Origin of the sequence: Dyella sp., from assembly GCF_035685805.1 — a bacterium.
In the GTDB taxonomy this organism is placed as follows: Bacteria; Pseudomonadota; Gammaproteobacteria; order Xanthomonadales; family Rhodanobacteraceae; genus Dyella_A.
Window position 1 is genome coordinate 1 of record NZ_DASSAB010000039.1, and the last position, 24837, is coordinate 24837.

General features: G+C 68.9%; 26 protein-coding genes and 1 pseudogene. 7 read left to right on the forward strand and 20 right to left on the reverse strand.

The genetic code is table 11. From position 1 onward, the window contains the following. The 4 genes from VFG40_RS11075 to VFG40_RS11090 form a co-directional block, all read right to left on the reverse strand. Positions 1-413 (reverse strand): DNA-binding protein (locus tag VFG40_RS11075; protein ID WP_324897423.1); only part of this gene is annotated, 413 nt, incomplete at its 3' end. A 106-nt stretch (positions 414-519) separates the two neighbouring features. After that, positions 520-1407, reverse strand: coding sequence for a non-homologous end joining protein Ku (gene ku / locus VFG40_RS11080; protein ID WP_324897424.1), 888 nt, complete (start codon positions 1405-1407; stop codon positions 520-522). After that, positions 1400-1741: a hypothetical protein gene (locus VFG40_RS11085; protein WP_324897425.1), complete on the reverse strand. Its 342-nt coding sequence runs from the start codon at positions 1739-1741 to the stop codon at positions 1400-1402. Before VFG40_RS11085 ends, ku begins: the two co-directional genes overlap by 8 nt. 46 nt (positions 1742-1787) lie before the next feature. After that, the gene (locus tag VFG40_RS11090; protein WP_324897546.1) at positions 1788-2015 is read right to left on the reverse strand and encodes a hypothetical protein; all 228 of its coding nucleotides are present in this window, start codon (positions 2013-2015) and stop codon (positions 1788-1790) included. 239 nt (positions 2016-2254) lie between these two features. On the opposite strand from VFG40_RS11090, the gene VFG40_RS11095 reads away from it, so the two are divergent. Beyond that, positions 2255-2791: a hypothetical protein gene (locus VFG40_RS11095; protein ID WP_324897426.1), complete on the forward strand. Its 537-nt coding sequence runs from the start codon at positions 2255-2257 to the stop codon at positions 2789-2791. Between the two features lie 130 nt (positions 2792-2921). Next, positions 2922-3083: pseudogene (locus VFG40_RS11100) on the forward strand (HupB); the annotation flags it as partial. 92 nt (positions 3084-3175) lie between these two features. Here VFG40_RS11100 and VFG40_RS11105 read toward each other — a convergent pair. Continuing rightward, positions 3176-3457, reverse strand: coding sequence for a hypothetical protein (locus tag VFG40_RS11105; protein ID WP_324897427.1), 282 nt, complete (start codon positions 3455-3457; stop codon positions 3176-3178). A gap of 344 nt (positions 3458-3801) precedes the next feature. Here VFG40_RS11105 and VFG40_RS11110 point away from each other — a divergent pair, with 344 nt between their 5' ends. Then, positions 3802-4716 carry an SDR family oxidoreductase gene (locus VFG40_RS11110; protein WP_324897428.1) on the forward strand — a complete coding sequence of 305 codons (915 nt, stop codon included), beginning with the start codon at positions 3802-3804 and terminating at the stop codon, positions 4714-4716. Between the two features lie 78 nt (positions 4717-4794). Here the strand turns inward: VFG40_RS11110 and VFG40_RS11115 are convergent, their stop codons facing one another. The 14 genes from VFG40_RS11115 to VFG40_RS11180 form a co-directional block, all read right to left on the reverse strand. After that, positions 4795-5001, reverse strand: a complete 207-nt coding sequence (locus VFG40_RS11115; protein ID WP_324897429.1) for a hypothetical protein — start codon at positions 4999-5001, stop codon at positions 4795-4797. Positions 5002-5098: 97 nt separating this feature from the next. Beyond that, positions 5099-5398, reverse strand: a complete 300-nt coding sequence (locus VFG40_RS11120; protein WP_324897430.1) for a cytochrome C oxidase subunit IV family protein — start codon at positions 5396-5398, stop codon at positions 5099-5101. Continuing rightward, positions 5395-6048 (reverse strand): cytochrome c oxidase subunit 3, encoded by a 654-nt coding sequence (locus VFG40_RS11125; protein WP_324897431.1) that lies wholly within the window; start codon positions 6046-6048, stop codon positions 5395-5397. The genes VFG40_RS11120 and VFG40_RS11125 overlap by 4 nt, the downstream gene beginning before the upstream one ends. Beyond that, positions 6045-7652 (reverse strand): cytochrome c oxidase subunit I, encoded by a 1608-nt coding sequence (locus tag VFG40_RS11130; RefSeq protein WP_324897432.1) that lies wholly within the window; start codon positions 7650-7652, stop codon positions 6045-6047. Before VFG40_RS11130 ends, VFG40_RS11125 begins: the two co-directional genes overlap by 4 nt. Further along, positions 7639-8595, reverse strand: coding sequence for a cytochrome c oxidase subunit II (gene coxB, locus VFG40_RS11135; protein ID WP_324897433.1), 957 nt, complete (start codon positions 8593-8595; stop codon positions 7639-7641). Before coxB ends, VFG40_RS11130 begins: the two co-directional genes overlap by 14 nt. After that, positions 8592-9404: an SCO family protein gene (locus tag VFG40_RS11140; protein WP_324897434.1), complete on the reverse strand. Its 813-nt coding sequence runs from the start codon at positions 9402-9404 to the stop codon at positions 8592-8594. Before VFG40_RS11140 ends, coxB begins: the two co-directional genes overlap by 4 nt. Next, positions 9401-9745: a hypothetical protein gene (locus tag VFG40_RS11145; RefSeq protein WP_324897435.1), complete on the reverse strand. Its 345-nt coding sequence runs from the start codon at positions 9743-9745 to the stop codon at positions 9401-9403. The genes VFG40_RS11140 and VFG40_RS11145 overlap by 4 nt, the downstream gene beginning before the upstream one ends. Beyond that, positions 9742-10914: a hypothetical protein gene (locus tag VFG40_RS11150; RefSeq protein ID WP_324897436.1), complete on the reverse strand. Its 1173-nt coding sequence runs from the start codon at positions 10912-10914 to the stop codon at positions 9742-9744. The genes VFG40_RS11145 and VFG40_RS11150 overlap by 4 nt, the downstream gene beginning before the upstream one ends. After that, positions 10911-11597 carry a c-type cytochrome gene (locus VFG40_RS11155; RefSeq protein ID WP_324897437.1) on the reverse strand — a complete coding sequence of 229 codons (687 nt, stop codon included), beginning with the start codon at positions 11595-11597 and terminating at the stop codon, positions 10911-10913. Before VFG40_RS11155 ends, VFG40_RS11150 begins: the two co-directional genes overlap by 4 nt. Beyond that, complete coding sequence (locus tag VFG40_RS11160; protein WP_324897438.1) at positions 11594-12151, reverse strand: DUF3341 domain-containing protein; 558 nt, start codon at positions 12149-12151, stop codon at positions 11594-11596. The genes VFG40_RS11155 and VFG40_RS11160 overlap by 4 nt, the downstream gene beginning before the upstream one ends. Then, positions 12148-13539 carry an NrfD/PsrC family molybdoenzyme membrane anchor subunit gene (gene nrfD, locus VFG40_RS11165; protein ID WP_324897439.1) on the reverse strand — a complete coding sequence of 464 codons (1392 nt, stop codon included), beginning with the start codon at positions 13537-13539 and terminating at the stop codon, positions 12148-12150. Before nrfD ends, VFG40_RS11160 begins: the two co-directional genes overlap by 4 nt. Beyond that, the gene (locus VFG40_RS11170; RefSeq protein WP_324897440.1) at positions 13536-16547 is read right to left on the reverse strand and encodes a TAT-variant-translocated molybdopterin oxidoreductase; all 3012 of its coding nucleotides are present in this window, start codon (positions 16545-16547) and stop codon (positions 13536-13538) included. The genes nrfD and VFG40_RS11170 overlap by 4 nt, the downstream gene beginning before the upstream one ends. After that, on the reverse strand, positions 16544-17191 hold the full coding sequence (locus tag VFG40_RS11175) for a cytochrome c3 family protein (RefSeq protein WP_324897441.1): 648 nt from the start codon (positions 17189-17191) through the stop codon (positions 16544-16546). Before VFG40_RS11175 ends, VFG40_RS11170 begins: the two co-directional genes overlap by 4 nt. A gap of 103 nt (positions 17192-17294) precedes the next feature. Then, entirely contained in the window at positions 17295-17795 is a 501-nt protein-coding gene (locus VFG40_RS11180; RefSeq protein ID WP_324897442.1) for a hypothetical protein, read from the reverse strand. Between the two features lie 721 nt (positions 17796-18516). Between VFG40_RS11180 and VFG40_RS11185 the strand changes: the two genes are divergently transcribed. Both VFG40_RS11185 and VFG40_RS11190 read left to right on the forward strand, forming a co-directional pair. Next, entirely contained in the window at positions 18517-19263 is a 747-nt protein-coding gene (locus tag VFG40_RS11185; RefSeq protein ID WP_324897443.1) for a response regulator, read from the forward strand. Next, complete coding sequence (locus VFG40_RS11190) at positions 19260-21293, forward strand: PAS domain S-box protein (RefSeq protein ID WP_324897444.1); 2034 nt, start codon at positions 19260-19262, stop codon at positions 21291-21293. The genes VFG40_RS11185 and VFG40_RS11190 overlap by 4 nt, the downstream gene beginning before the upstream one ends. Positions 21294-21330: 37 nt before the next feature. Here VFG40_RS11190 and VFG40_RS11195 read toward each other — a convergent pair whose 3' ends face one another. After that, complete coding sequence (locus tag VFG40_RS11195; protein ID WP_324897445.1) at positions 21331-22059, reverse strand: cyclic nucleotide-binding domain-containing protein; 729 nt, start codon at positions 22057-22059, stop codon at positions 21331-21333. Positions 22060-22476: 417 nt separating this feature from the next. Here VFG40_RS11195 and VFG40_RS11200 point away from each other — a divergent pair, with 417 nt between their 5' ends. Beyond that, positions 22477-23958 (forward strand): SulP family inorganic anion transporter, encoded by a 1482-nt coding sequence (locus VFG40_RS11200; protein ID WP_324897446.1) that lies wholly within the window; start codon positions 22477-22479, stop codon positions 23956-23958. Between the two features lie 9 nt (positions 23959-23967). Next, entirely contained in the window at positions 23968-24822 is an 855-nt protein-coding gene (locus VFG40_RS11205) for a universal stress protein (RefSeq protein WP_324897447.1), read from the forward strand. The last annotated feature ends 15 nt before the right edge of the window (positions 24823-24837 follow it).

Sequence of the window (24837 nt, forward strand, 5' to 3'; positions counted from 1 at the left end):
TTGGCCGCGGAGGCCGAGCGCGCGCCGGCGCCGCGCTTGCGGCTGGCGCTCCTGGCCTGGCGCGCGAGCGCGGTCTTGCTGGCGGCGCCGCTGCCCTCGCGCTTCAGCGCGCGCGTGGTGGCGCGCGAGCGCGTGCGCGACGGCTTGTGCGGATGACGGCCGGCGCGCGCGTCGCTCGCGGCCTTGCGCTTCGTGCTGGCCGAGGTGCCGCGTCCGGGGGCCTTCATCCTCACGCCCGCGCGGCGCGCCTTGGACAAGCCGATCGCGATCGCCTGCTTGGTCGACTGCGCGCCGTGCTTGCCCTCGCGGATGTGGTGCATCTCCTCGCGCACGAACTCGCCCGCCTGCGTGCTGCCGGACTTGCCCTCGCGCTTGTCGCGTCTCGCTCGTTCGATGGTTTCTTTCTCGGGCATGGCTGATGCCTCCAGACTGGATTCCCCGAGGGAAAACCTTGCCACGCGCCTGATTTATTCCCGGTGAATTATTCCCGGTGAATTATTCCCGCTGAATCCTCCGGCCTCAGCCGGCCTTGCGCTTGTGCGTTGTCCGCGCCGTCCGTTTGCGCGCCGCGCGGCGCCGCGCCGGCGTCTTCGCCTTCCCGGCCGGCGAGCGCTTGTTCGACGCGATGGAATCGCGCAGCAGCGCCATGAAGTCGACCACGTTGGTCGCCGGCGGCTCGCGCTCCGCGCCTTCCTCGGCCTCGGCCAGCGCGCCCTTGCTCTTCATCTTCTTCCGGATCACCGCGCGCAGCCGCTTCGCGAAATCGTCCTCGTACTGCTCGGGCTTCCATTCGCCGGCCATCGCGTCGACCAGCTGCTTCGCCATCTGCTGCTCCTTCTCGGTGATGCGGAAGCTCGACAGCGCACCGTGCGGCAGCGCGAACGCGTCGCGCGCGACCAGCTCCTCCGGCCAGCGCATCAGGAGCAGCATCAGCGCGTCGCCGTCCGGCCGAACGGCGGCGAGATATTCCTTCGTGCGGATCACCACGCGCGCGATGCCGATGCGCCCGGTCTTCGCCAGCGTCTCGCGCAGCAGCACGTAGCCCTTCTCGGCCTTCTTGCCCGGCACCAGCACGTAGGGCTTCTCGTAGAACGCCGGGCCGATCGAGGCGGCGTCGACGAAAGCCTCCACCTCGACCGCCTCGCGGCCTTCGGAGGCCGCCGATTTGATGTCGTCCGGCTCCAGCACCACGTAGCTGCCCTTCTTGTATTCGAACGCCTTGACGATGTCCTTCCACGGCACTTCCTCGCCCGTCTCCGCGTTGACCCGCTCGTAGCGCACGGGCGTGTTGTTGCGGCTGTCGAGCATGCGGAAGTGCAGGTCCACGCTGCGCTGCCCGGCCATCAGCGAGACCGGTACGTTGAGCAGTCCGAACGACAGCGTGCCGGTCCAGATCGGTCTAGCCATGAGGTGTCTCCGCACGATGGAATTGGAAACGCAGCGTCAGCTGCGAAGGATCGCGAACGCGCCGCCACGGGCCGTCCAGCGCTTCAGGCGGCACCAGCTCGCCGGCCTCGTTCCACACGGCGCGCTCGTCCTCGCGGATCAGCCAGGCCAGCGCGCAGGCCTCGCAGCGACAGCGGCCGCGGCATTCCCGCTCGAGGCACCCGTCCTGGCAGGTGCACGCCAGGCGCGCAGGAACGGCGGCGTCCGCTGCGCTGAGGTCTAGCCATCCGTCGCTGCCGGACCAAAGGCGTCGCCCGGCGGCGGACGGCTCGGGGCCGGCGCGCCGGTCGCTCATGGCGCCGGGCGCACGTGCCGGGGACCAGCGGCCACGGCGGATGCGCTCACTCCGGCACCTTGGCCGGAATGAACGGCGACACCGGATCGCTGGCGGGGAAGGTTTCTTCCAGCGCCTCGTCCTGGTTCTCGCTCTCGTGCTGCTTGCGCTCGCCGCGCTGCTGGCCGGACTCGTGGCCGCGATCGGGCCGGGCACCACCGGTGCCGGGGCCGCTCTTGCCGGCCTGGTCCGGCGACGGTTTGACGGGTTGGTCTTTGCGGTCGGTATCGCTCATGGAGGCATCTCGTACACGGGGGTGGGGAGTGCAACGCTAGCCCCCGCCGCGTCAACGAAACATGCGCGTCGCGCCGTCACGTTACCCGCGGTTTTTCACCGGCCGTAGGCCCGCACCGTGGCACCGTACCAACTCGCTGCCCGAGCGCCGGCACCGCACCAAAACGTGGTGGCCGCGCAGTGGCCTTGCCCCGCCCGACGCAGCGGCGGCCGACACGACTTTCCCCGCGGAGATTCCCCATGACCCGATCGCTCATCGCCCAGTTCGACAGCCAGTTCCACGCAGCAGCCGCGGCCGACAAGCTCTTCTCGCTGGGGCTGGCGCGCGACGCGCTGTTGCTGCAGGTGGACGAGCGCGGCATGCAGCCCCCGTCCAGCTCGTTCGCACCCACGACGGTGGTGACGCCAGTGACGCCCGCGTCGGCCGATCCGGCAGACACCGCACGCGACAAGGCCGAGCACAAACCGCCCTATGACGACGCGGCGACCGAAGACCTGCGCGGGCCGGCCGTGATGGGGTGGGCCCGGCTCACCGTCGCCCTGCCCTGTGCGCTGACCGACGACGAGTTGGCGCATACGCTGGAACAGTGCGGCGCTACCGAGGTGCTGCGCTCGGACCTGCCGGCGGGCACGCCCAACCCGGCGATGTGGCCGGTGGTAGACACGGTAAAGACGGTGGACGTGGAGCGCGCACGCGCAGCTGCACGTGGCGGCGAGGCACTGGGGGAGCAGACCGGGGTGGCGCCGATTCGCCCGCGCGGGCCGGGCGAGCGCTGATCCGGCAGCGGTCACGACGTAGCACCGCGCGCACGTGCGAGCCACGGCCGCTTCACACCATGCGATCTACGTTTGCGCCGACTGCGCGCCAGTCGAATCGCACGCCGCACAACCTGCCAGGAGAGCCGTCATGCCCAAGGGTGACAAGTCGTCCTACACCGACAAGCAGAAGCGCCAGGCACAGCACATCGAAAAGAGCGAGCGCGATAGCGGCAAATCCAGGGAAACCGCCGAGCGCATCGCCTATGCCACAGTCAACAAGCAGGACGGCGGCGGCAAGAAGAAGACGTCGTAACGGCGCGCAAGCCGTCGCAACCATGACGGCGTCCGGCCCGGCCGGCGTTGGCACGACTGCCGCCCCGCTCCGGCATCCACCGTGATGCTTCAGCCGACCGGTGTCACGGCGGTGGTGCAGTCCCAGATGATCGAGACCGAGCCGGCGAAGTCATTGGCCATGGCGATCGCCTGCATCCGCGCGTGCGGGGCGCGGAAATCCGCACATACCAGCAGACAGTCGTGACCGGCCTCATGAATGACCTGCTTCAGCGCATAGGCCGAGGCATCGATGGTCCGCAGCGCGATCACCCAGGTATTGGCCAGACCTTTGAGTCGCTCCACCGCCCGCTCGATCTGGCCTGCGTCGTTGGCCGCCAGCAGCACCGACACGGACAGGTGCTGACGGTGCTCGGCGCTGGCGGTCGGTTGCGCACTCATGCGGTGCGGGCGGTCGATGAAGCGGATCGGGTGCGGGTCATGTCCTGGCGATGCGGCGGGAGTGGGACAAGCTTCCACGCTGGCGCATCAAGTCGCCGTGACAGGGTGGTTGGCCGCGTGCGCGGACACCGGCACCGTCAACACGCCTAGTCGCCAAGTGCACGTACCCGGAACGCTCGCCACGGCACCCTTCGCGCTGCAACGCCTCCCATCGAATCGCTGCCTGCGAGGCGGCGACGGGTCAGGCATCCCCGCACTACCCGCCCTCAGACACGTATCCCAAGGAGAGCCGCCCCATGGCAAAACGCGACCGCACCAGCACGCGCGATCAGGCCGTCACCGATCCCACCGACCAGTACCCGCGCCCGCCGTTCCAGCGCCAGCCGCAGCCAGCGCCCGGGCTGGCGCTGAACATGGTGCCCAAGCCCGACCACGGCGAGACGAGCTACGTCGGGCACGGTCGGCTGAAGGGCCGCAAGGCCCTGATCACGGGGGCCGATTCAGGCATCGGCCGCGCGGTGGCAATCGCCTTCGCGCGGGAGGGTGCCTCGCTGATGCTGAACTACCTGCCGGAGGAAGAAGAGGACGCCCGCGAGGTGCTCGAGCTCGCCAAAGACGCGGGCGTGGACGTGCACGCGCTGCCCGGCGATCTCACCGACGAGACATTCTGCACCCGCCTGGTTGACCAGGCCCACGAGAAGCTGGGTGGCCTGGACCTGGTGATCAACGTCGCCGGCAAGCAGACCTGGCAGGAAAGCATCCGCGACATCACCAGCGAGCAATTCGACGCCACCTTCAAGACCAACGTCTACGCGATGTTCTGGATCTGCCGCCAGGCGCTGACCTACCTGCCCGCCGGCGGCGCGATCGTCAACACGGCCTCGATCCAGTCCTACGACCCTTCGGCAATCCTCGCCGATTACGCCTCGACCAAGGCGGCGATCGTGGCGTTCACCAAGGCGCTCGCGCAGCAGGTGGCGAAGGACGGCATCCGCGTCAACGCCGTCGCACCGGGCCCGATCTGGACGCCGCTGCAGCCATCGGGCGGGCAGCCGCAAGAGAAGGTAGAACACTTCGGCGCCAACGCGCCGATGGGGCGGCCGGGCCAGCCGGTGGAAGTGGCGCCGGCGTATGTGTTCCTCGCCTCACCGGAAGCGAGCTTCGTCACCGCCGAGGTCTACGGCGTCACCGGCGGTCACTCCGCGTCTTGAGGCCGCGTGGGTGCCACGGCCAGTCCGCGCCGGCTGCGGGGGAAGCGCCGGCCACGCTCCCGGCGCATGGGCTGACGGTTACTGGTCGCTCGAGCGGATCTGGCGCAGCCCTTCCGGCGACAGCTCCAGCGTCGGGCCGGGGCGGCCGGGCTCCTGGATCCGCGTCGCCAAGCCGGCGTGGATCAGGCGCTCGGCCAGTTCAGCCGGAACGTGTGCGGACATCCCCTCCGCCACCTGCTCCAACGCGGCCAGTTCGCTCGTGCTCAAGTTCTCCTGCGTGGCCATCGTGCACCTCACTGAAAGTTGTCGATCCGGTGGCAGTGTGCCGCACCACGTGTGCAGGCCGGGCGCAGGCGGCGCCACCGCGGCACACGGCGCTGCTTCAGTACGGCGGGGGCAGCGTGACGCGCGTGAGGTAGTCGGCCATCAGGATCAGGAACAGCATCGCCAACCAGGCGAAACCGGCGATCGCCACCAGCCGCACCACCGCCGATTCGGAACGCAGTCGCATGAAGATCAGCATCACCAGCAGCGTCTTGGCCAGCGAGATGAGCAAGGCCACCACCGTGTTGAACGCGCCCATCGGCACGTAGGCCAGGCCGGCCGTGGCGGCGAGCAACAGCAGCAGGCCGGCCAGTGCGCCCAGCTGGCTGCGCAGCGACGGCGGCGACGATCCGCTCATGCCGAGGCCCTCCCCACGAGGTAGATCATCGGGTAGACAAAGATCCACACGATGTCCACGAAATGCCAGTACAGCGCGGCGTTCTCCAGCGGCGTCGCGTAGCCCGGGCCGAACCGGCCGCGCCAGGCTTTCACCGCCATCACCGTCATCAGCACCACGCCGATGATCACGTGCAGGCTGTGGAATCCGGTGATCAGGAAGTACAGGCAATAGAACAGTTCCACCGCCCGCGCATGCGGCCCGGCGTGGTCGAAGCGCAGCCCCGGCACCAGCCCTTCGCGATATTCGCTGGCGTACTCCACGCCGTGCAGCACCAGGAACACGGTGCCCAGCGCCGCGGTGCCCGCGAGCAACGCGGCGGCGACCCGCCGGCCGCCCAGTTCCACGTTGCGCAGTGCCAGCGCCGCTCCGCAACTCGATATCAGCAACACCGCGGTCTCGATGCTGCCGAACACCACGTGGGTGTGCCGCGCCGCCTCGGCGAAGCCGTCGGCAAAGCGATAGCGACAGGCCGTGTAGGCGGCAAACAGCACGCCGAAGAACAGCACCTCGGTGGCCAGGAACTGCCACATGCCCAGCGTCGCCGCCTGTTTCTGCTGCGTCGGCTGGTCGAACTGTTCCTGCAGGTGGGCTCGGGCAAGGTCAGTCATGGGCGGTATTCGTACGGGCCTTCGGTGACGACGGGCGGCACCGTGAAGTTATGCGCGGGCGGCGGTGACGGAGTCGTCCATTCCAGCCCGGTGGCGCGGAACGGATTGGGACCGGCCCTGGCGCCGCGGAACAACGACCAGCCCAGGTAGGCCAGTGGCAGCAGGTACGACACCGCGAGGATCGACGCGCCCGCCGAGGACAGCACGTTGAGCATCTGATACTTCGGCAGGTACTCGTGGTAACGCCGCGGCATGCCCTCGTAGCCGAGCAGGTACTGCGGGAAGAACGTGAGGTTGAAGCCCAGGAACATCAGCAGGGCGGCGAACTTTGCCAGCCGTTCCGAGTAGAGCCGGCCGGTGATCTTGGGCCACCAGTAGTGGATGCCGCCCAGGTACGCCATCACCGAGCCGCCGACCATGATGTAGTGGAAGTGCGAGACCACGAAGTAGGTGTCGGTCAGGTTCACGTCCAGCGCGGTGGCGGCCAGGAACAAGCCGGTCAGCCCGCCCAGCATGAACAGCCCGACGAAGCCCAGGCCATAGAGCATCGGCGCGTGGAAATCGAGGTGGCCCTTGTACAGCGTGCCTACCCAGTTGAAGACCTTGATCGCCGAGGGCACCGCGATCACGAAGCTCAGGATCGAGAACACCATGCTGGCGTACATCGACTGCCCCGCCACGAACATGTGGTGGCCCCACACCAGGAACCCGATCACCGCGATCGCCAGCATCGACCAGGTCATGAAGCGGTAGCCGAAGATCTTCTGCCGCGCGCCCATGGTGATCAGCTCGCTGGCCACGCCCATCGCCGGCAGCACCATGATGTAGACGGCCGGATGCGAGTAGAACCAGAAGAAGTGCTGGAACAGCAGCGGATCGCCGCCCAGCGCCGGATCGAAGATACCGATGCCGGCCAGTCGCTCCAGCGCGATCAGCGCCAGCGTCATCGCCAGCACCGGCGTGGCCAGCACCATCACGATACTGGTGGCGTACATCGCCCACACGAACAGCGGCAGGCGGAACCAGAGCATGCCCTTGGCGCGCAGCGAGTGCACCGTCACCAGGATGTTGATGCCGGTGAGGATCGACGAAAACCCGACCACGAACACGCCTACCGCGGCGAGGATCACGTGGGTGTTGGAGAACATGGTCGAGAACGGCGTGTAGAAGGTCCAGCCGGTGTCGACCCCACCCAGCAGCAGCATCGCGATGGTGAACAGCCCGGCCGCCATGTACAGGTACCAGCTGAACAGGTTCAGCCGCGGAAAGGCCATGTCGCGCGCACCGATCATCATCGGCACCAGGAAGTTGCCCAGGGTGGTGGGGATCGACGGCACCAGGAAGAACCACACCATCACGATGCCGTGGAAGGTGAATGTCTTGTTGTAGGTTTCGGCGGTGAGCAGGTCGCCGGCCGGCGTGGCCAGCTCCAGGCGCACCAGCACGGCCGCCGCACCGCCAAGGAAGAAGAAGAACGTGATGCCCAGGGCATACAGGATGGCGATGCGTTTGTGATCGTGCGTGGTCAGCCACGACCACAGCGTGTTGCCGCCGGAGACGAGATAGCTCGGCTCCATGCTCAGGTTGATGTCAGTGCCGCTCATGCGATGGCTCCGTGGGGTGCGGCCCGGGCTGCTGGGTGGATTTGATGTAGGCGAGCAAGGCGAGCACGTCCTCCTCGCCGATGCGGTTTTCGTAGCTGGGCATGATCGGCGCGTAGCCGGCCACTACTTGGCTCTTGGGCAGCATGATCGAGTCGTGCAGGTAGCGGTCGTCCACCGTCGCCACGCTGCCGTCGGTGAGCGCCACCGTGGTGCCGTAGATGCCGTCGAGATCGGGCGCGTGCACGGTGGCACCACTGCCGTGGCAGCCGCTGCAGCCAAAGCGGCGGAACAGCATCTCGCCCCGCTCGGCCAGCCCGACCTGCGCGTGCGACTGCATCCACCGTGCATAGTCGTCCGGGCGCATCACCACTACCTCGCCGCGCATGGCAGCGTGGTCGGTGCCGCAGAACTCCGCGCACATCAGGTCGAAGGTGCCGGTCTCGGTGGGGGTGAACCACATCTGCGTGTAGCGCCCGGGCAACAGGTCCTGCTTGATGCGGAATGCCGGCACGTAGAAGCTGTGGATCACGTCCTGCGACGTCATCACGAGCCGCGTGGGCACGCCCAGCGGCAGGTGCAGCTGATCGATCTCGCGCTGTCCGCCCGGGTGCTGGATCTTCCACATCCACTGCTTGCCCACCACGTAGACGGTGGAGGCGTCATGCGGCGGCGTGCGCAGCCCGTCCCACAGGTACAGGCTCCAGCCGAACAGGCCGCAGAACATGAGGAACGGAATGAGCGTCCAGCTCAGTTCCACCGTCAGGTTGCTCGACTCCCGTTGGCCACGCTCGGCCGGGCTGCCCCGACGGTACTTGATGCAGAACCAGATCATCACCACGAACACGCCCAGCGCGACGATCGAGCACAGCACGAGCATCGCGTTGAACAGCATGTCGATGCGCGGGGCGAAGCTGGACGCCTGCGGCGGCGCGAAACCGATCATGCGTGGCCCTCCCCCGCGTGCCGGTGGCGTCGGCGCAATGCCATGAACAGGCCCAGCCCCAGCGCCAGCGCGAAACCCACGCCGAGCCAGCGCATGACGCGGCCGATCAGCAGCGAATAGCGCCCGGTGCTGGGGTCGTAGCCGCAACACAGCAGCACCAGCTGGTCGACCACGTTGCCGACCGCGCCGTGCGAGGCGTCCACCAGTGCCAGCCGCAGGCTGCGCGGGGGGTAGCGCACGCCGAAGAAATACTGCGCCACCCTGCCCGCGCCCGTGCTCACCACGATGCCCGCGGCGTGTGCGTACTGGTCGATGGAGGCGTCGTACAGGTAGCGGTAGCCGCTGGCGGCAGCCAGCGCGTCGATCGCCGCCGGCTGCCCGCGCAGGAAGTGCCAGCGCCCGGGCTGCGCCTCGGGCGACATCTTCTCCAGCATGCGCCGGCTCGTCACCGCATCGCTGCGCTGCTCGCGCGGATCGATGCTGACGAACAGCACGTTCATGTCCCTGCCCGGCTGCAGCCCGGTGCCGCGCACGGCATGCGCCATGCCCTGCAGCACGGCGTCGCAGAGGTTGGGACAATGGAAGTAACCCATCGCCAGCACGGTGGGGCGGCCGCCGATCCATTCGCCCAGGCGCGCGCTGCGGCCGTGGCTGTCGGTGAACATCGCCTGCATCGGCAACGGCGCGCCCAGGCGCTGGTCGAAGCCGACCTTGCGGGTCAGGTCGGGTGGCGGCACCGGCGCGCTGCCCGCGGCGACGGCCGAGGTGACCAGCGCAAACAGCGCCGCCAGCAGCATGCGCTGGCTCATGGCCTGGCCTCGGGCGGCTGCGCCGGTGCCGCGTTGGCCATGATTGCCATTGCCCGGCGGATCGGCACCTGCGCATAGCGATGGGCGGGATCGCTCCAGCCGTATCGCTGCAGCCGCTCCTGCTGCGCCTCACGCATCGCCAGCAGGTCTATGCGCAAGTCCGGCGCCAGCCGTGGCGGCGGCGGCACCGAGCCGGGCTCGCCGGTCTCGCGCCGCGGCGGTGCCCACAACATCCAGACCACGGTCAGGATCGCCGCCAGCGCCAGCACGAAGATCGCACCCAGCTGGGCCAGGCGGCGACCGTCGACATGGTCCGGTTCGTACAGCTCGTCTGCCTTCATGCCTGCTCCCGTTCTGCCTGGCCCTGGTGGTGCGTGGCGTGCTCCTGCCCTCGGCGCAGCACACGCCATGCGGTCACCAGACAAAGCGCGAAGCCCAGCCAGACCAGCGCGTCGGACGCCACCCACGGACTGCCGGCGGGGCGCACCCCCGGCAGTACCAGCCACGTCAAGTTGACGAACTGCATCAGTGCCACCAGCACCGCCACCGCGGCGAGCACGCGCAGGTTCTGCTTGCCCCACCGCGGCAGCAGCAGCGCCATCGGCACGCCCAGGTGCAGCACCAGCAGGGCGATCGGCAACGGTGACCACGGCCACTGCAGTCGCGGCAGGTACCACACCGTCTCCGATGGCAGGTCGCCGATCCACGCGGTGAGGTAGTCCATGAACGCGAGGTAGGCCCAGCCCAGCACCGCGGCCAGCAGGAGATTGCCGCCATCGCGACGCAGCTGCAGCGTGTCCGCGTCGGGCGAGGCCGGTCGTGGCGCGCGCCGGGTCCACAGGGCGACTGCCAGCGCCAGCGCGATGGTGATGAACGAAGTCATCAGCAGCATGCCCAGGGCCGTGGAGTGCCAGCGCGGCACCAGCGCCATGATCCAGTCGACCCCGGTGATCGAGATGGTCAGCAGCAGCAGCAGCAGCGAGACGCCCGCCACCGCCTGCTCGGCCAACGGCTGGCGCTGCGGCGGCACGCCCCGGTGCCAGCGGCGCTGCCGCCACGCCATGCCCAGCCAGAGCGCAAGGCACAGCAGGCTGCGCGTCCACTGGAACGACGCATTGAGATACCAGTGCGGCAGGCGCCGACCGTGCTCGTGCACGGCGGAGGTCCACGGCAGCAGCATCGACATGCCCAGCAGCAGCGGCAGCCAGAGCAGCCCCAGCAGCGGCAGCACGCCTGCACCGGCGCGGAGATCCGGCGCCAGCGCACGGCCCCAGCGTCCACCGGTGAGCACGTGGATCGACGACAGGGTCATGCAGCCCAGCGGCAACGCGAGACAGAACAGCCAGCCCACCAGGTAGCCCTGCAGCACGAGGCCCGCGACGTCGTGGCCCAGCCAGGCAGCCAGCGCGAACGCCACCAAGGCCGCGGCGAGCGCCAGCCACTCGCCGCGGTGCGGCGCGAGGGAGCGCGTCCCGGGCAGGGTCACGGCATGGGTGCGCAGGGCCGTCATTGCCGCGCTCCCCGACGTGCCGCCGTGCCGGCGGCGAGCACGTCGCGATCGGCTGCGGACAGTTGCGCAGCCGGCAGGTGCTGGCTCAGCTGCAAGGCACGCACGTACGCCACGATGGCCCACCGGTCGTCCGGTGCCACGCGATCGGCGTAGGGGTACATCACGCCGTAGCCGTGGGTGATCACGTTGTAGAAGTGGCTGTCCGGCGCCTGCCGCAGGCGCTCGGAGTGGTACGACGGCGGCGACGGATAGCCGCGCCGCGGGACCATGCCGTCGCCGCGTCCGTCCAGTCCATGACAGGCGGCGCAGTAGATGCCGTAGCGCTCCTGGCCGCGCTCGAGCAGCGCCATGGTGACGGCGCGGGGGTTGTCGCGCGGCACCGTGCGCGGCTCGCCCTGCACGCGGCTGCGGCCCTGCTGGTCCAGCGGGACTGCGGCCACCGAGCGGTAAGCCGGGGGCGTGACGAGACCGCGGCGACCACTGGAGGTATCGGCTGCCTCGGACGCGCTGTAGACCACCGCACCCGGCGGTGGCGGGCGCTGCGAGCTGCCGTTGGCGAACAGCGGGCTCGGCTCGCCCGGCTCGTCCTTGGGCTGCTGATACATGTCGTGCATGGCGCGCTCGCAGCCGCCCAGCCACAGCAGCGAAAGGCACGCCAGCACGGTGGCGATGCGACGTGTCATCGCGGCACCTCCACCGTGGCGAACGGCGCCAGGTCACTGAGCAGGTCGTTCAGCAGGGCGCGCTCGCAGCAGCGGTCGTCGCTGCGCACCAGTACCAGGTAGGCATCCTGGGTGGCCAGCTCTGCGGCCCTGGCATGGAACAGCGGGTGGTACAGGCGCGGCAGCCGGTTGACGATCAGCATGGCCAGCACGGCGAAGCCGGCGATGAACAGCAGCGTCATTTCCAGCGCCGCCGGGATGAATGCCGGCCAGCTCGCGTACGGGCGGCCACCGACGCGGATCGGGTAATCGATCACCGCGGAGTAATACTGCAGCGCCAGCGTGCCGCCGCCCCCGCAAACACCGCCCAGCAGTGCCGCCCACGGCACCACCCGCGGCCACCGCGGGGGCGGCAGCAGGCCCTCCAGCTCGGGCAGCGCGAAGGGCGTGTGCACCTCGATCGCGCGGGCGCCCGCGCCGTGCAGGCGGCGCACGGCCTCCACCAGCGCGGGTGCGTCGTGGAACGCGGCCATCCAGCCGTAGGTGCCCTGCCCGCTGGCGTCGGCCCGGCTCATCGGGTCGCCCCGCCGCGCTGGTGGATCAGCTTGCGCAACTCGAACATCGACAGCATCGGCACGCAGCGCAGCAGGATCAGCAGCAGCAGGAAGAACATGCCGAACGACCCGGCCAGGAACGCCAGATCCCACAACGTGGGATAGAACATGCCCCAGCTCGACGGCAGGAAGCCGTGGTACAGGCTGTTGAGGATCAGCAACAGGCGCTCGAACCACATGCCGATCAGCACCAGGATGCTGATCACCACCAGCGCCACCCGGTTGCGCCGCACCTGCGGCCACCACAGCGTCTGGATCGACACCACGTTGCAGCCCACGATCAACCAGAACATCCACGAGTAGGCGCCGGACAGGCGGTCTTTCGCCTCGGCCAGCTCGTAGGTATCCATGCTGTAGAACGCGGTGAACAGCTCGGTGGCATAGCTGTAGCCCACCACCAGGCCGGCGGCGAGCATCATCTTGGCGAGGTTGTCCAGGTGGCGCTCGGTGATGTACGCCTCCATGCGGTACCAGCGCCGCAGCGCGATGCCGAGCACCAGTGCCATGGCGAAACCGGAGAACAGCGCGCCGGCAATGAAGAACGGCGGGAACAGCGTCGAGTGCCAGCCCGGCAGCAGGCCCTCGGAGAAATCCAGCGCCACCATGGAGTGCACCGAGAACACCAGCGGCACCGACAGCCCGGCCAGCACCAGGCTCACCCGCTCGTAGTGCCGCCAGTGCTGCGCGTCGCCGCGCCAGCCCAGCGCGAGCACGCCGTAGCTGACCTGCTTCCAGCGCTGCCGGGCGCGGTCGCGCAAGGTGGCGAAGTCCGGCACCAGGCCGACGTACCAGTACATCAGCGACACCAGCAGGTACGCCACGATGGCGAAGAAATCCCACAGTAGCGAGCTGCGCCACTGCGGCCACACGTCCATCCGGTTCGGATACGGCATCAGCCAGTAGAAGAACCACGGCCGCCCCAGATGCAGGATCGGGAAGATCCCCGAGACCGACACCGCGCATACCGTCATCGACTCGGCGAAGCGGTTGAGCGAGGCCCGCCACGGCTGCCGCGCCAGGTAGAGCGCCGCGGAGATGAAGGTGCCGCCCATGCCGATGGCGATCCACCATACGTAGTTGGTGATGGCGAACGCCCAGGCCACCGGAATGTTGATGCCCCAGATGCCTACGCCCTTCAACAGCAACCGCCAGATGCCGGCCGCCAGCAGGCCGGTGAGCAGCAGCGCGCCGGCGAAGCAGCCCAGCCACAGCGCGCCGATCGGCCGCTCGAGCACCGCATCGCTGGTGTGCGCGGTCAGCCCGGCCATGGTGGCGTGCGGATCGATCACCGGGCTGGCGCCCGGATCGAGCGTGGCTCGCGTTTCGCCCGCTGCACGTGCCGCGCTCACGAGACGTGCTCCTCATCCGGTTGCGGCCGCGCTGGGTGCCGGGATTCCTGCTGCGACAGCTCCGGGTTCGGATTGCGCACGCTCGCCAGGTAGGTGGTGCGCGGGCGGGTGTTCTTCTCCTCCAGCAGCGCGTAATCCAGCGGCGAGGCTTTTGCGCGGCTCACGGCACTGTCCGGATCCTGGAGGTCGCCGAAGGTGATCGCCTGGGTCGGGCACGCCGCCTGACACGCGGTCACCACCTCGCCGTCGGCGATCGCGCGACCCTCGCGGTCGGCGGCGATGTGCGCGGTCTCGATCCGCTGGATGCAGTAGGTGCATTTCTCCATGACGCCACGGTTGCGCACGGTGACGTCCGGATTGCGCTGCGCCTTGAGCGACTCCTCGGTGACGTTGCTGTACTGCAGGAAATTGAACCGCCGCACCTTGTACGGGCAGTTGTTGGAGCAGAAGCGCGTGCCCACGCAGCGGTTGTAGACCTGCACGTTGAGCCCTTCCTCGTCGTGCACGGTGGCACCCACCGGGCAGACCAGTTCGCACGGCGCGTGCTCGCAGTGCATGCACGGCACCGGCTGGTGATGGGTCGCGGGCGACTGCGGCGAGCCTTCGTAGTAGCGATCCACGCGGATCCAGTGCATCTCGCGCCCCCGCTTTACCTCTTCCGGCCCGACCACCGGGATGTTGTTCTCCGCCTGGCAGGCGATGGTGCAGCCCTTGCAGCCGATGCAGCTGTTGAGATCGATGCTCATGCCCCAGGCGTACCGGCCCTGCGGCTTGGGCGGATAGAACGACGGCGGCGGGCCGCCCTGCTCCTTTGCGAACTGCGGCTGGGCCGCGAAGGTCGCCAGGCTGGCGCTGCGCACCAGGTCGCGCCCTTCCATCGAAAAGTGTTGCTGGGTGCTGGCCAGTTCGATCCGCTCGCCGGTGGCGGCGAGCGTGAGCCCGGTGGTTGCCCACGGCTGCGCATGCGTGCGCAGCGCGTAGGCGTCGAAGCCCAGTCCGTCACCCACGCGTCCGGCGTGGCGCCGGCCGTAGCCCAAGTGCACGGTGACGCTTTCGGGCGCCTGGCCCGGCGTGACCCACACCGGCGCTTCGACCCGGCGGCCGTCGCACTCCAGCGCGACCACGTCGCCGTTGGCCAGGCCATGCCGTGCCGCCAGCACCGGGCTGACCAGCGCCACGTTGCCCCAGGTGAGCTGGGTCGGCGGCTTGGGCAGCTCCTGCAGCCAGCCGTTGTTCGCATAGCGTCCGTCCCACACGGTGGGATCGGGGCGGAACAGCAGTTCCAGCGCGGTGCCACCGACGGCGATCGCCGGCGGTGCCGGCGGCATCGCCGCCTCGCCCGGTTCGACCGGCGCCGCCCGGCTGCCGTCGATGACGCCGCGGCGCAGCGCGTGCTCCCACGCTGCCTCGTCGGCGAGGCTCGCGCCGCCGGCGGCGTCGGACCAGTGCGCGCGCACGATGTCGCGACCGCCCTGCTGCAACTGGCCGGCCACGGCCGCCACCAGCTCATGGGGGGAGCGGCCGTCGTACAGCGGCGCGATCACTGGCTGCACGATGCTGGCGGTGCCGTCGAAGGCGCGCGCGTCCGACCATGCCTCCAGCGCATGCGCCGCAGGCAGATGCCAGCGACAGCGGCGCCCCGTCTCGTCGAGGAACAGGCCCAGGTGCACGCTGTGCGGCACCCGCGCCAGCGCCGCGGCAAAGTCGACGTCGGCTGGCGCTGTCTGCACCGGGTTGCTCTGCAGGATCACCAGCGTCTGCACCGCACCGACGCGCATTGCCGCGGCAAGCGATGTCAGGTCCGGCGCCGCCGGGGCGTCCGCATCGCCGTACGGGTCGATGTACTCCAGCGTCTGGCCCACGTTGCCCAGGCGCTGGTTGATACGGTGCACCAGCGCGTGCACCGCCGGCGGCTGGGTGTCGCCGGCCACCACCAGCGAGCGCCCGCGATGGGCGGTGAGATCGGCAAGCAAGGCCTCGAATGCGCCGGCCGGCAGCAGGGCGTCGGCATCCGTCGGTTGATTCGTGTCGGGCTGCTCCAGCGCCTGGGCCAGTCGCCAGGCCAGTGCGCCGACCTGCGCCGAGGACAGCGGCCAGCCGTGGTCGGCGACCGAGCCGGTCACCGTCGGCGTCGGCTCGATCGCATACAGGCGGTTCATCGTCACGCCGTCGCGGTCGGGGCGCCGCCGCGCCGCGAACGCCCGCGCGTAGGCCAGGTGACCCGGCATGGTGTCGAGGAGGTCCGCGTCGAGCGTCACCAGCACGTCGGCGCGCGAAAGCTCATAGCGCGGCACCAGTGCCCGCCCGAAGGCCTGCCGCGCGCCCGCTTCCACCGTGCGTTCGGCCGGCTCGTGCACGTGCCACCGGGCCGCGGGCAGCTGCGCGAGCAGGGCAAGCCGCTGCGCGCGCAGCGTGGGCGAATGCAGCGCGCCGCTGAGAATGCGCAGCCCCTCGCCGCGCGCACCGTACTGTGCGCGCCATTGCGCCAGCTCGCCGGCGAAACCGTCCCAGCCGGCCGGCTCGCCCAGGCGAATCGGCAGCTGCGAGCGATCCGGGTCCCACAGCTCCAGCACGGCCGCCTGCGGCATCCGACCGGTGGCGCCCAGGCTGGCCGGGTGCTGCGGGTTGCCCTCGATCTTGGTTGGCCGCCCCTCGTGCGCTTCCACCAGCACGCCGGTGACATCGCCGGCGTAATCCAGTGCGGTGGCATAGAAGCGGCCCGTGGCCATCTCGCCACCGTCGGGACGACGCACCCAGGGCACGATCTTCTCCGGCGGCGGACCGCTGCAGCCAGCCAGACCGGCCAGCGCCATCGACGCGCCCAGCAGGCGCAGGAAGCCGCGCCGGTCCATCGGCGCCAGCGACGCCATCTGCGGCATCGCGGTGGCCAGCTCGGCGCGGAAGCCCGGATCCTCGGCCAGTTCCTCCAGCGCCCGCCAGAACCGTTGGCCGCCCTGCCCGGCAAGCCGGCGCCTGGCCTGCTCCATGGCACGTTGCGAGGGGGTCATCGATGACATACCGAACAGTCCGTGAGTCGCGAGGTGTGGATGTCGTAGCGCTTGATCAGCGCCAGCCCCAGCGTCTTCTGGTCTTCCGGCTGCCATGCCATGTCGAACACCTTCGAACGGGGGCGCAGGTACTTCTCGGGCGCGCGGTGGCACTGCAGGCACCAGTGCATGGACAGCGACGCCGTACGGCGCATCAGCGGCATGGTGTCGACGCGGCCGTGGCAGCTGACGCAGCCCACGCCCTTGGCGACGTGGATGCTGTGGTTGAAGTAGACGAAGTCCGGCAGCTGGTTGACCCGGTTCCACTGCAGCGGCACGTGCGTCTCCCAGCTCTGCACCAGCGGCTGCAGCATCGGCTGGTCGGTGAACAGCTGCGAGTGGCAGGTCATGCAGGTGGATATCGGCGGCATGCCTGCGTAGGCCGAGGTCTCCACCGTGGTGTGGCAGTAGCGGCAGTCGAGCCCGACCTCACCCACGTGGTGCTCGTGGCTGAAAGGCACCGGCTGGTTCACCGGCGCGTCGATCGCATGCGGCTCCGCGGTGAGCGCCCGCCACCCCAGGACTGCACTGCTGGCGAGTACCAGCGAGACAATCAGCGCCAGCCATCCGTACATGCCCGCGCGCGGTGAAAAGATCTGGCTCATGCTGCCCTGCCGAAGGCGGAGGCGTTGCCGAGGCCATGCGCCGATAGGCCGAGGGCGACCGGCGGCCTTGCCTGGCGGCGTGGTTCATTCGCTGTCACACCGCTCATGTCATGACGGTGGGGCGATCAAACGGCAGATGCACTGCACGCGTGGCGGAGACGGCCGTGATGGCCGCCGGCAGGGTGTCTTCCTCTTCGCCGTCGATCACTATGAGGATGCGTCCCTTGGCGATCTCGTCCTCGAACTCGCGACGTACCGGGTCAGGCACGGTGGAACCGGCTAACGCGCTCGACCAGGTGCCGAGCGACGCGCCGGCCAGGGCCAGCCCCAGCACGCCGGCGACGGTGATGCCGAACGGCGCCACCACCACCGCAGCCAAACCGCCGAGCAGTCCCACCGCGCCGCCGCCCAGGGCACCCTTGACGGCGGCGGGATAGAAGTCGCCTTCGCCGACCTTTCGATCTTCCGGGACGTTCTCGCGTTCGATGTCGGCACGGGCGATCAGCGAAATATCGTCGTTGGCGATGCCAGCCGACCGCGCGGCATGCATCGCCTCGCGGACCTCCGACATGTCGGCTGCACTGAACACGGCGCGCTTTTTCATGCACATCTCCCGGGGCGTGTAACGCGTTCGACGCACGATCACGACGACGTCTTGCCCTTGCGGAAACAACGTGCGGCAACCGGTGTGTGCGACGAGGAAGATCTACCGTAACCATCACGAAGTGCAGCGATGATCAACGCGGGATGAACGGCGCGGAAAGGCCTCGCCACGCCTGCGCGTGAGTCGAAAGAACATGCGCAGACGATGGACGGCTGGACGTCCACAACTTCGAAATTTATTGCGCCAGAAAAGGTCGGTCCAACGAGGCAATCCTCGGGTCATTCCGCGAGATCGCCGGCCGTCCCGCGTCGGCAAACGAGCTCTCGATCCCGCATTCGCGACGCCCCGTTTTGCATTGCTTCAGTCGGCGTCGACACCGCCCATGCGGGCAGGTGTGAGCGCATACGTCGCGGGGGCTGCCGCGGCAACGGTTACAGCGGCGGGGTAGCCGGTGGAGGGTTCAGAACGCAAGCAATCGGCTGCGACACGACACTGTCGCGTCCGCCTTTTCACGCCGCCGACACGCTCGCCCCCCATGATTTGCGGTTGGCCAAGGTGGGCGAGGTGCAGGGCGTCTCGTCGCTTGGCGGCGAGATCTGTTCGCATTTGCCGCGCTGCCGCAAACCCGGTGTATCGTCACAAGGAGTGCACGTTCTTGCGATCTGTTTCGAGTCCGCCTGTCCAGATCAGGCCGCCCTCATCGTCTTTAACGAGGATCTGCATGACCAACCCTACCCCGCCCGTTCCGGTCCAGGCAGCAGCGCATCTGTTGGTGGTGGACGACGACGAGGAGGTGGGCGCCCTCCTGCAGCGGTATTTCGGTGCGCAGGGGTTTCGCGTCACCGTCGTCGGCGACGGCGCCTCGATGCACGAGCGGCTGGCCAGCGAATCGGTACAGCTCGTGCTGCTCGACCTGGGTCTGCCCGGCGAGGACGGCTTCGAGCTCACCCGTCACCTGCATGAGCACTGGCGCGGGCCGGTCATCATCATCACCGGCCGCGGCGAGTCCGTGGACCGGGTGGTCGGGCTGGAGCTGGGCGCGGATGACTACGTGACCAAGCCGTTCGACCTGCGCGAACTGCTCGCCCGTGTGCGCAGCGTGTTGCGCCGTGCCGCCGACCAGGGCCGTCCGGAAGTGATCAGCCCGCCGCGGCACTACCACTTCGCCGGTTACCGGCTCGATCCCAAATCCAGGCACCTCACCAGCCCCGAGGGGGAGACCGTGGCGCTCACCAGTGGTGAGTACGAGCTGCTCAGCGTGCTGCTCGAACACCCGCACCGGGTGCTCTCGCGCGACGACCTGATGACCCGCATCCACGGCCGCGACGCCGGCCCGTACGATCGCGCCATCGACGTGCAGATCGGGCGGCTGCGCCGCAAGATCGAGCCCAACCCCACCCACCCGATACTCATCAAGGCGGTGCGCGGCGTGGGCTACCTGTTCGCGGAGCCGGTGCAACGCGAATGACCGCCATGCAACCGGTGCCCGAGTCACAGCTGTTCCGGGCAATTTTCGACACCGCCGCCGACGCGATGATCGTGGTCGGCCACAACGGGCGCATCCTGCTGGCCAACCCGCAGGCGGACACGCTGTTCGGCCACGCGCCCCGCCAATTGGTCGGCCGTGCGGTGGAAACGCTGCTGCCGGAGGGCCTGCCGACAAGCCAGGATGCGGGCCAGAATGCCTCGCTCCACGCCCACCGCACCGGTGCCGGCCACGAGATGATCGGCGTGCGCGGTGACGGCGAAACGTTTCCGGTGGAAATCGCGCTGAGCCCGATCGTCAGTTACGAGGGCACGCTGCTGGCCGCGTCGATCCGCGACCTTTCCGCCACCCAGCGCCAGCGCCAGGCGATGGCCCGTGCGCGCTTCGACGTGTTCGTGGCGCAGGCCGGGCGGCTGGTGCTGGAGTCGCCGCATTACGAGGCGGCCATCGACGACCTGCCCTCGCTGCTCTCGGCCGCGATGGACACCGAGTCGATCGCCATCGTGTTCATCCAGCCACGCAGCGAGGAGTTGAAGATTAGGGCGGCCACCGGCCTCTCCCCCGGCACGCGGCAGGCGATCAACGACGCGTTCGCCCACGACGGTGCGCGGCACCGCATCGTGCCCAGCGACATCGAGCTGCTGGCCATCGGCGGAGACACCGAGGGCGAATTCGCGCATTTCCGCGAGACGCTGGGACAGCTCGGCTTTCGCCACGCCGCCATGGTGCCGCTGCTGGACCGGGTGGAACCCATGGGCATGGTGCTGGCGCTGGCGCGCGAGGAGGAGTCGTTCACCCACGACAGCCTGCACTTCCTGCAATCGGTGGCGAACATGCTTGCCGCTACCATCCAGCGCACCCGCAGCGAGGAACAGCTTGCGCACGCACAGCGGCTGGACTCGCTCGGCCAGCTCACCGGCGGCATCGCGCACGACTTCAACAACCTGCTCACCGTCATCTCCGGCAACCTGCAGCTGCTCGAGGCGGGCGCGGTCGATCGCGCCGATGCCGGTGAAGTGATCGCCAGCGCCACGCGCGCCGTGGACCGCTGCACCAGCCTGACCCGAAAGCTGCTCGGCTTCGCCCGCAGGCGCCGGTTGCTGCCGACCGCAGTGCAACCGGAACACACGCTGGCCGGCGTGGCTGACATGCTGCGGCGCACGCTGGGCGAAGGCATCACGCTCACGGTCGATTGCCCGCCGGGCGTGCCGGCCGTGTACGCCGACCCCGGCGAACTGGACACGGCCCTGGTCAATCTCGCGATCAATGCCCGCGACGCGATGCCCAGCGGCGGCAAGCTGATGATCAGCGTGCACGAGCGGACGCTGTCGGCGGCGATCGAGGAACTCGGGCTGGCGGCCGGCCGCTACGTGGTGTTCGAGGTGGCCGACACCGGCAGCGGCATGAGCCGCGAGGTGATGTCCCACGCGCTGGAGCCGTTCTTCACCACCAAGGACGTCGGCAAGGGCAGCGGGCTGGGCCTGAGCATGGTGTACGGCTTTGTGCGCCAGTCCGGCGGACAGCTGAGCATCGACAGCGAACCCGGCCGCGGCACCCGCGTCGACCTGATGCTGCCGGTGGCGCTGTCCCCGACGGTACGCACGCGCCAGGTGGAGACCGCCCAGGTCACCGGCAGCGAAAGCATCCTGGTGGTCGAGGACGAGCCGGACGTGCGCCAGGTCGCGGCGACCTTCCTGCGCTCGATGGGCTATCAGGTGTACGAGGCCGCCGACGCCGAGACTGCGGTGCAAATGCTGCAGACCCTGCCGCAGATTGCCCTGCTGTTTTCCGACGTGATGCTCGGTGGCGGCATGACCGGCGTGGACCTGGCGCGCGAGGCGCAGAGCCAGCGCGCTTCGCTGAAGGTATTGCTGACGTCCGGCTATGAACGCACCACGCTCGGCGGCACCAGCTCGGTGCCCCCGAGCATGCCGCTGCTGCCCAAGCCCTATCGCTGCAACGAACTGGCGGTGGCGGCGCGGCAGGTGCTGGATGGCCGCAGTGCGCTCTAGAGCCACCCGCTGCCACCCGCCGCACTGACGCCGCGGCTCAATGCACCGCCGCGGTCGCCTGGCCGGCCATGTCCGCCAGTGCGGCCACGTCCAGCACACGCACTTCGCGGCGCTGTACCGACACATAGCCGAGGTTGGCCAGGTGCGATAGCGCCCGGGTCACCGTCTCGTGCTTGAGCGCAAGGAAGCTGCCCATGTCGGCGCGCCCCATGCGCAGGATGAAGTGGCGCGGGCTGAAGCCCAGGGCGGCATGGCGCTGCGCCACGTCGAACAGGAATGCAGCCACGCGGCGCTCGGCGCTGAGCGTTCCGAGCGCGAGCATCCACGAACGATCCCGGCGGATCTCCTCGGCCAGGGCTGCGGTGAGGCGAATCTGCAGGTCCGGCAATGCGCGGCATGCCAGCAACACGGGCGGGTAAGGCAGCTCCCACAGCTCGCTGTCTTCCAGCGCGATCACGTCACAGCAGTAGCTGCCCAGCCCGATCGACTCGACGCCGACCAGATCGCCGCGCATGCGGAACCCGGTGACCTGCTCGCGGCCATCCTGCGCCAGTTCGCAGGTCTTGAGAAAGCCTGCGTGCACCAGGAAAAGCGCGTGGAAAGGCTGTCCCGAGCGGTACGCATACTGCCCGGCAAGCACCTTGCGCCGGATCACCGGCACGTGGCGGCGCAGTTCCTCGATATTGATGTCCTTGCGGCTGCCTGCAAGGAGTGCTGCCGGCAGCGGAGCCGTCGCGGCGGGGTCGTCATGGGCGGGCGTACGCATGAACAGTCCTCGGACGTGATCAGGGAAAAGGCGGACCGTCAAATTACCGCCGCTACCGGGCGCCGACGAACGCAAACGGGCAACCGTTTGTAACGATGGGTAACAGCATCTTCAACGACCTCATCTCGCGGCCGGCGGCGGTCTTGCGGCACGGTCCGGTCCGCTGTGGCGCGCTGTTATGATGTCGTGATGCTTTCGTATGCCTGCCCCCGTGTTGCGTTGGTTACCCGGCCCAGCCCGGCTGTCCCGCCCTAGGCGCTAGGACGGCTGTGCGCCCCCGGACCGTGCGGTCCGGACACGCGCCATTCGCACCCATCTGCTGATTGATCACCCGTTGATTGATCACCCCTTGATTGATCACCTCTTGATCGATCGCCGCCCGGCAGGGCCGGCGGCGGTCCCTGCCGGATTTTCCCCATGCATCTGCAAAAGCTCCGCAAGGAGTGGCTCTCCAACGTTCGCGCCGACGTGCTCGCCGGCACCGTGGTCGCCCTGGCGCTGATCCCCGAGGCGATCGCCTTCTCCATCGTCGCCGGCGTCGACCCGAAAGTAGGCCTGTACGCCTCGTTCTGCATCGCAGTCACCGTGGCCATCGTGGGCGGGCGGCCGGGCATGATCTCGGCCGCCACCGGCGCGATGGCGCTGCTGATGGTGACCCTGGTGCGCGATCACGGCCTGCAGTACCTGATGGCGGCCACCCTGCTCACCGGCGCGTTCCAGATGCTCGCCGGCGTGTTCAAGCTCGGCGCGCTGATGCGCTTCGTGTCCAAATCGGTGGTGACCGGCTTCGTCAACGCGCTGGCGATATTGATCTTCATGGCGCAGCTGCCGGAGCTGATCGGCGCACCCTGGCAGGTCTACGCGCTGGTGGTGGCGGGGTTGGCGATCATCTACGGCGTGCCGCGCTTCACCAAGGTGATCCCCTCGCCGCTGATCTGCATCGTGGTGCTGACCATCTTCACCGTGCTGGCCGGCGTGCACGTGCGCACCGTGGGCGACATGGGCACGCTGCCGGACAGCCTGCCCACGTTCCTGTTCCCGCAGGTGCCGTTCAACCTGGAGACGCTGCGCATCGTGCTGCCCTACTCCCTGCCGATGGCGGTGGTGGGCCTGCTCGAGTCGATGATGACGGCCGCCATCGTGGACGAGTTCACCGATACGTCCAGCAACAAGAGCCGCGAGTGCATCGGCCAGGGCACGGCCAACATCGTCTCCGGGCTTTTCGGCGGCATGGCCGGCTGCGCGATGATCGGGCAGTCGGTGATCAACGTGAAATCCGGCGGCCGCGGGCGGCTGTCCACGCTGTGCGCCGGCATCTTTCTGCTGATCCTGGTGGTGTTCGCACGCCCGTGGGTGAGCCTGATCCCGATGGGCGCGCTGGTGGCGGTGATGATCATGGTGTCGATCGGCACCTTCAGCTGGTCGTCGATCAGGAATCTGCGCACCTATCCGAAATCCTCCAGCGTGGTGATGGTGGCCACGGTGGTCGTGGTGGTGGGCACGCACGACCTGGCCAAGGGCGTGCTGGTGGGCGTGCTGCTCAGTGCGCTGTTCTTTGCGCGCAAGGTGGGCCGGGTGCTGCACATCGGCTCGGCGCTGAGCGCCGACGAGCGCATTCGCGAGTACCGCGTCACCGGCCAGGTGTTCTTCGCCTCGGCCGATACCTTCACCGCCGGCTTCGACTTCCGCGAGGTGCTTGATGGCGTGCGCATCGATGTCAGTCGCGCGCATTTCTGGGATCTCACGGCGGTGAACGCGCTGGACAAGGTGGTGCTGAAGTTCCGCCGCGAAGGCACGGACGTGGTGGTGCATGGCCTCAACGAAGCCAGTGCCACCCTGGTCGATCGCCTCGGCGTGCACGACAAGCCCGAGGCCGTCGAACAACTGATGGGCCACTAGGACAACCCCATGAAAACCGTACTGACTTGTCTGGACCATTCGATCTACACGCAGAGCGTGCTCGACCACGCCATCTGGGCCGCCACGCGCATGGGCGCGGGCATGGAGCTGATGCATACGCTGGACCGCCATCCCGAGCACGCTGCCACCGCCAATCTCAGCGGCAGCATCGGCCTGGGCAGCAATGAGGCCCTGCTGCAGGAACTGGCCGCGCTGGACGAGAAGCTCAGCAAGCTGGCGCTGGAACGCGGCCGCGCCCTGCTCGACGAGGCCGCGCGGCAGGCTCGCACGCAAGGCGTCGAATCGGCCCGTCCGCGGCTGCGCCACGGCGACCTGGTGGATGCGCTCACCGAACTCGACACCGCGTTCGACCTGCTGGTGATGGGCAAGCGCGGCGAAGCCGCAGACATGGCCAGGCTGCACCTGGGCTCGAACGTGGAACGCGTGGCGCGTGCGATCGATCGGCCGATGCTGGTGGCCTCGCGCGCGTTCAAGCCGATCGAACGCGCGCTGGTCGCCTTCGACGGCAGCGCCAGCGCGCGCAAGGCGGTGGAACTGGCCGCGCGCCATCCGCTGCTCGCAGGGCTCGAATGCCATGTGGTGATGGTGGCCAGCGAGTCGGCCGAGAGCAAGGCGGCCATGCACTGGGCCAGCCAGTTGCTGGATGCGGCGGGCGTGGCGGCCCGCATGGAAACCATCCCGGGTCACGCCGACGCGGTCATTGCCGACTACGTGCGTGACCACGCGATCGACCTGCTGGCGATGGGCGCGTACGGGCACTCGCGTATCCGCCAGCTCATCGTGGGCAGCACCACGACGACGATGATCCGCAGCTGCCTGGTGCCGGTGCTGCTGGTGCGCTGAACGCTCTGTGGCTCT

Coding starts and splice junctions, on each gene's coding strand:
- ku (WP_324897424.1), bottom strand. CDS start 1,407: ATGGCTAGACCGATCTGGACCGGCACGCTGTCGTTCGGACTGCTCAAC.
- VFG40_RS11085 (WP_324897425.1), bottom strand. CDS start 1,741: ATGAGCGACCGGCGCGCCGGCCCCGAGCCGTCCGCCGCCGGGCGACGC.
- VFG40_RS11090 (WP_324897546.1), bottom strand. CDS start 2,015: ATGAGCGATACCGACCGCAAAGACCAACCCGTCAAACCGTCGCCGGAC.
- VFG40_RS11095 (WP_324897426.1), top strand. CDS start 2,255: ATGACCCGATCGCTCATCGCCCAGTTCGACAGCCAGTTCCACGCAGCA.
- VFG40_RS11110 (WP_324897428.1), top strand. CDS start 3,802: ATGGCAAAACGCGACCGCACCAGCACGCGCGATCAGGCCGTCACCGAT.
- VFG40_RS11115 (WP_324897429.1), bottom strand. CDS start 5,001: ATGGCCACGCAGGAGAACTTGAGCACGAGCGAACTGGCCGCGTTGGAG.
- VFG40_RS11120 (WP_324897430.1), bottom strand. CDS start 5,398: ATGAGCGGATCGTCGCCGCCGTCGCTGCGCAGCCAGCTGGGCGCACTG.
- VFG40_RS11125 (WP_324897431.1), bottom strand. CDS start 6,048: ATGACTGACCTTGCCCGAGCCCACCTGCAGGAACAGTTCGACCAGCCG.
- VFG40_RS11130 (WP_324897432.1), bottom strand. CDS start 7,652: ATGAGCGGCACTGACATCAACCTGAGCATGGAGCCGAGCTATCTCGTC.
- coxB (WP_324897433.1), bottom strand. CDS start 8,595: ATGATCGGTTTCGCGCCGCCGCAGGCGTCCAGCTTCGCCCCGCGCATC.
- VFG40_RS11140 (WP_324897434.1), bottom strand. CDS start 9,404: ATGAGCCAGCGCATGCTGCTGGCGGCGCTGTTTGCGCTGGTCACCTCG.
- VFG40_RS11145 (WP_324897435.1), bottom strand. CDS start 9,745: ATGAAGGCAGACGAGCTGTACGAACCGGACCATGTCGACGGTCGCCGC.
- VFG40_RS11150 (WP_324897436.1), bottom strand. CDS start 10,914: ATGACGGCCCTGCGCACCCATGCCGTGACCCTGCCCGGGACGCGCTCC.
- VFG40_RS11155 (WP_324897437.1), bottom strand. CDS start 11,597: ATGACACGTCGCATCGCCACCGTGCTGGCGTGCCTTTCGCTGCTGTGG.
- VFG40_RS11160 (WP_324897438.1), bottom strand. CDS start 12,151: ATGAGCCGGGCCGACGCCAGCGGGCAGGGCACCTACGGCTGGATGGCC.
- VFG40_RS11170 (WP_324897440.1), bottom strand. CDS start 16,547: ATGACCCCCTCGCAACGTGCCATGGAGCAGGCCAGGCGCCGGCTTGCC.
- VFG40_RS11175 (WP_324897441.1), bottom strand. CDS start 17,191: ATGAGCCAGATCTTTTCACCGCGCGCGGGCATGTACGGATGGCTGGCG.
- VFG40_RS11180 (WP_324897442.1), bottom strand. CDS start 17,795: ATGAAAAAGCGCGCCGTGTTCAGTGCAGCCGACATGTCGGAGGTCCGC.
- VFG40_RS11185 (WP_324897443.1), top strand. CDS start 18,517: ATGACCAACCCTACCCCGCCCGTTCCGGTCCAGGCAGCAGCGCATCTG.
- VFG40_RS11190 (WP_324897444.1), top strand. CDS start 19,260: ATGACCGCCATGCAACCGGTGCCCGAGTCACAGCTGTTCCGGGCAATT.
- VFG40_RS11195 (WP_324897445.1), bottom strand. CDS start 22,059: ATGCGTACGCCCGCCCATGACGACCCCGCCGCGACGGCTCCGCTGCCG.
- VFG40_RS11200 (WP_324897446.1), top strand. CDS start 22,477: ATGCATCTGCAAAAGCTCCGCAAGGAGTGGCTCTCCAACGTTCGCGCC.
- VFG40_RS11205 (WP_324897447.1), top strand. CDS start 23,968: ATGAAAACCGTACTGACTTGTCTGGACCATTCGATCTACACGCAGAGC.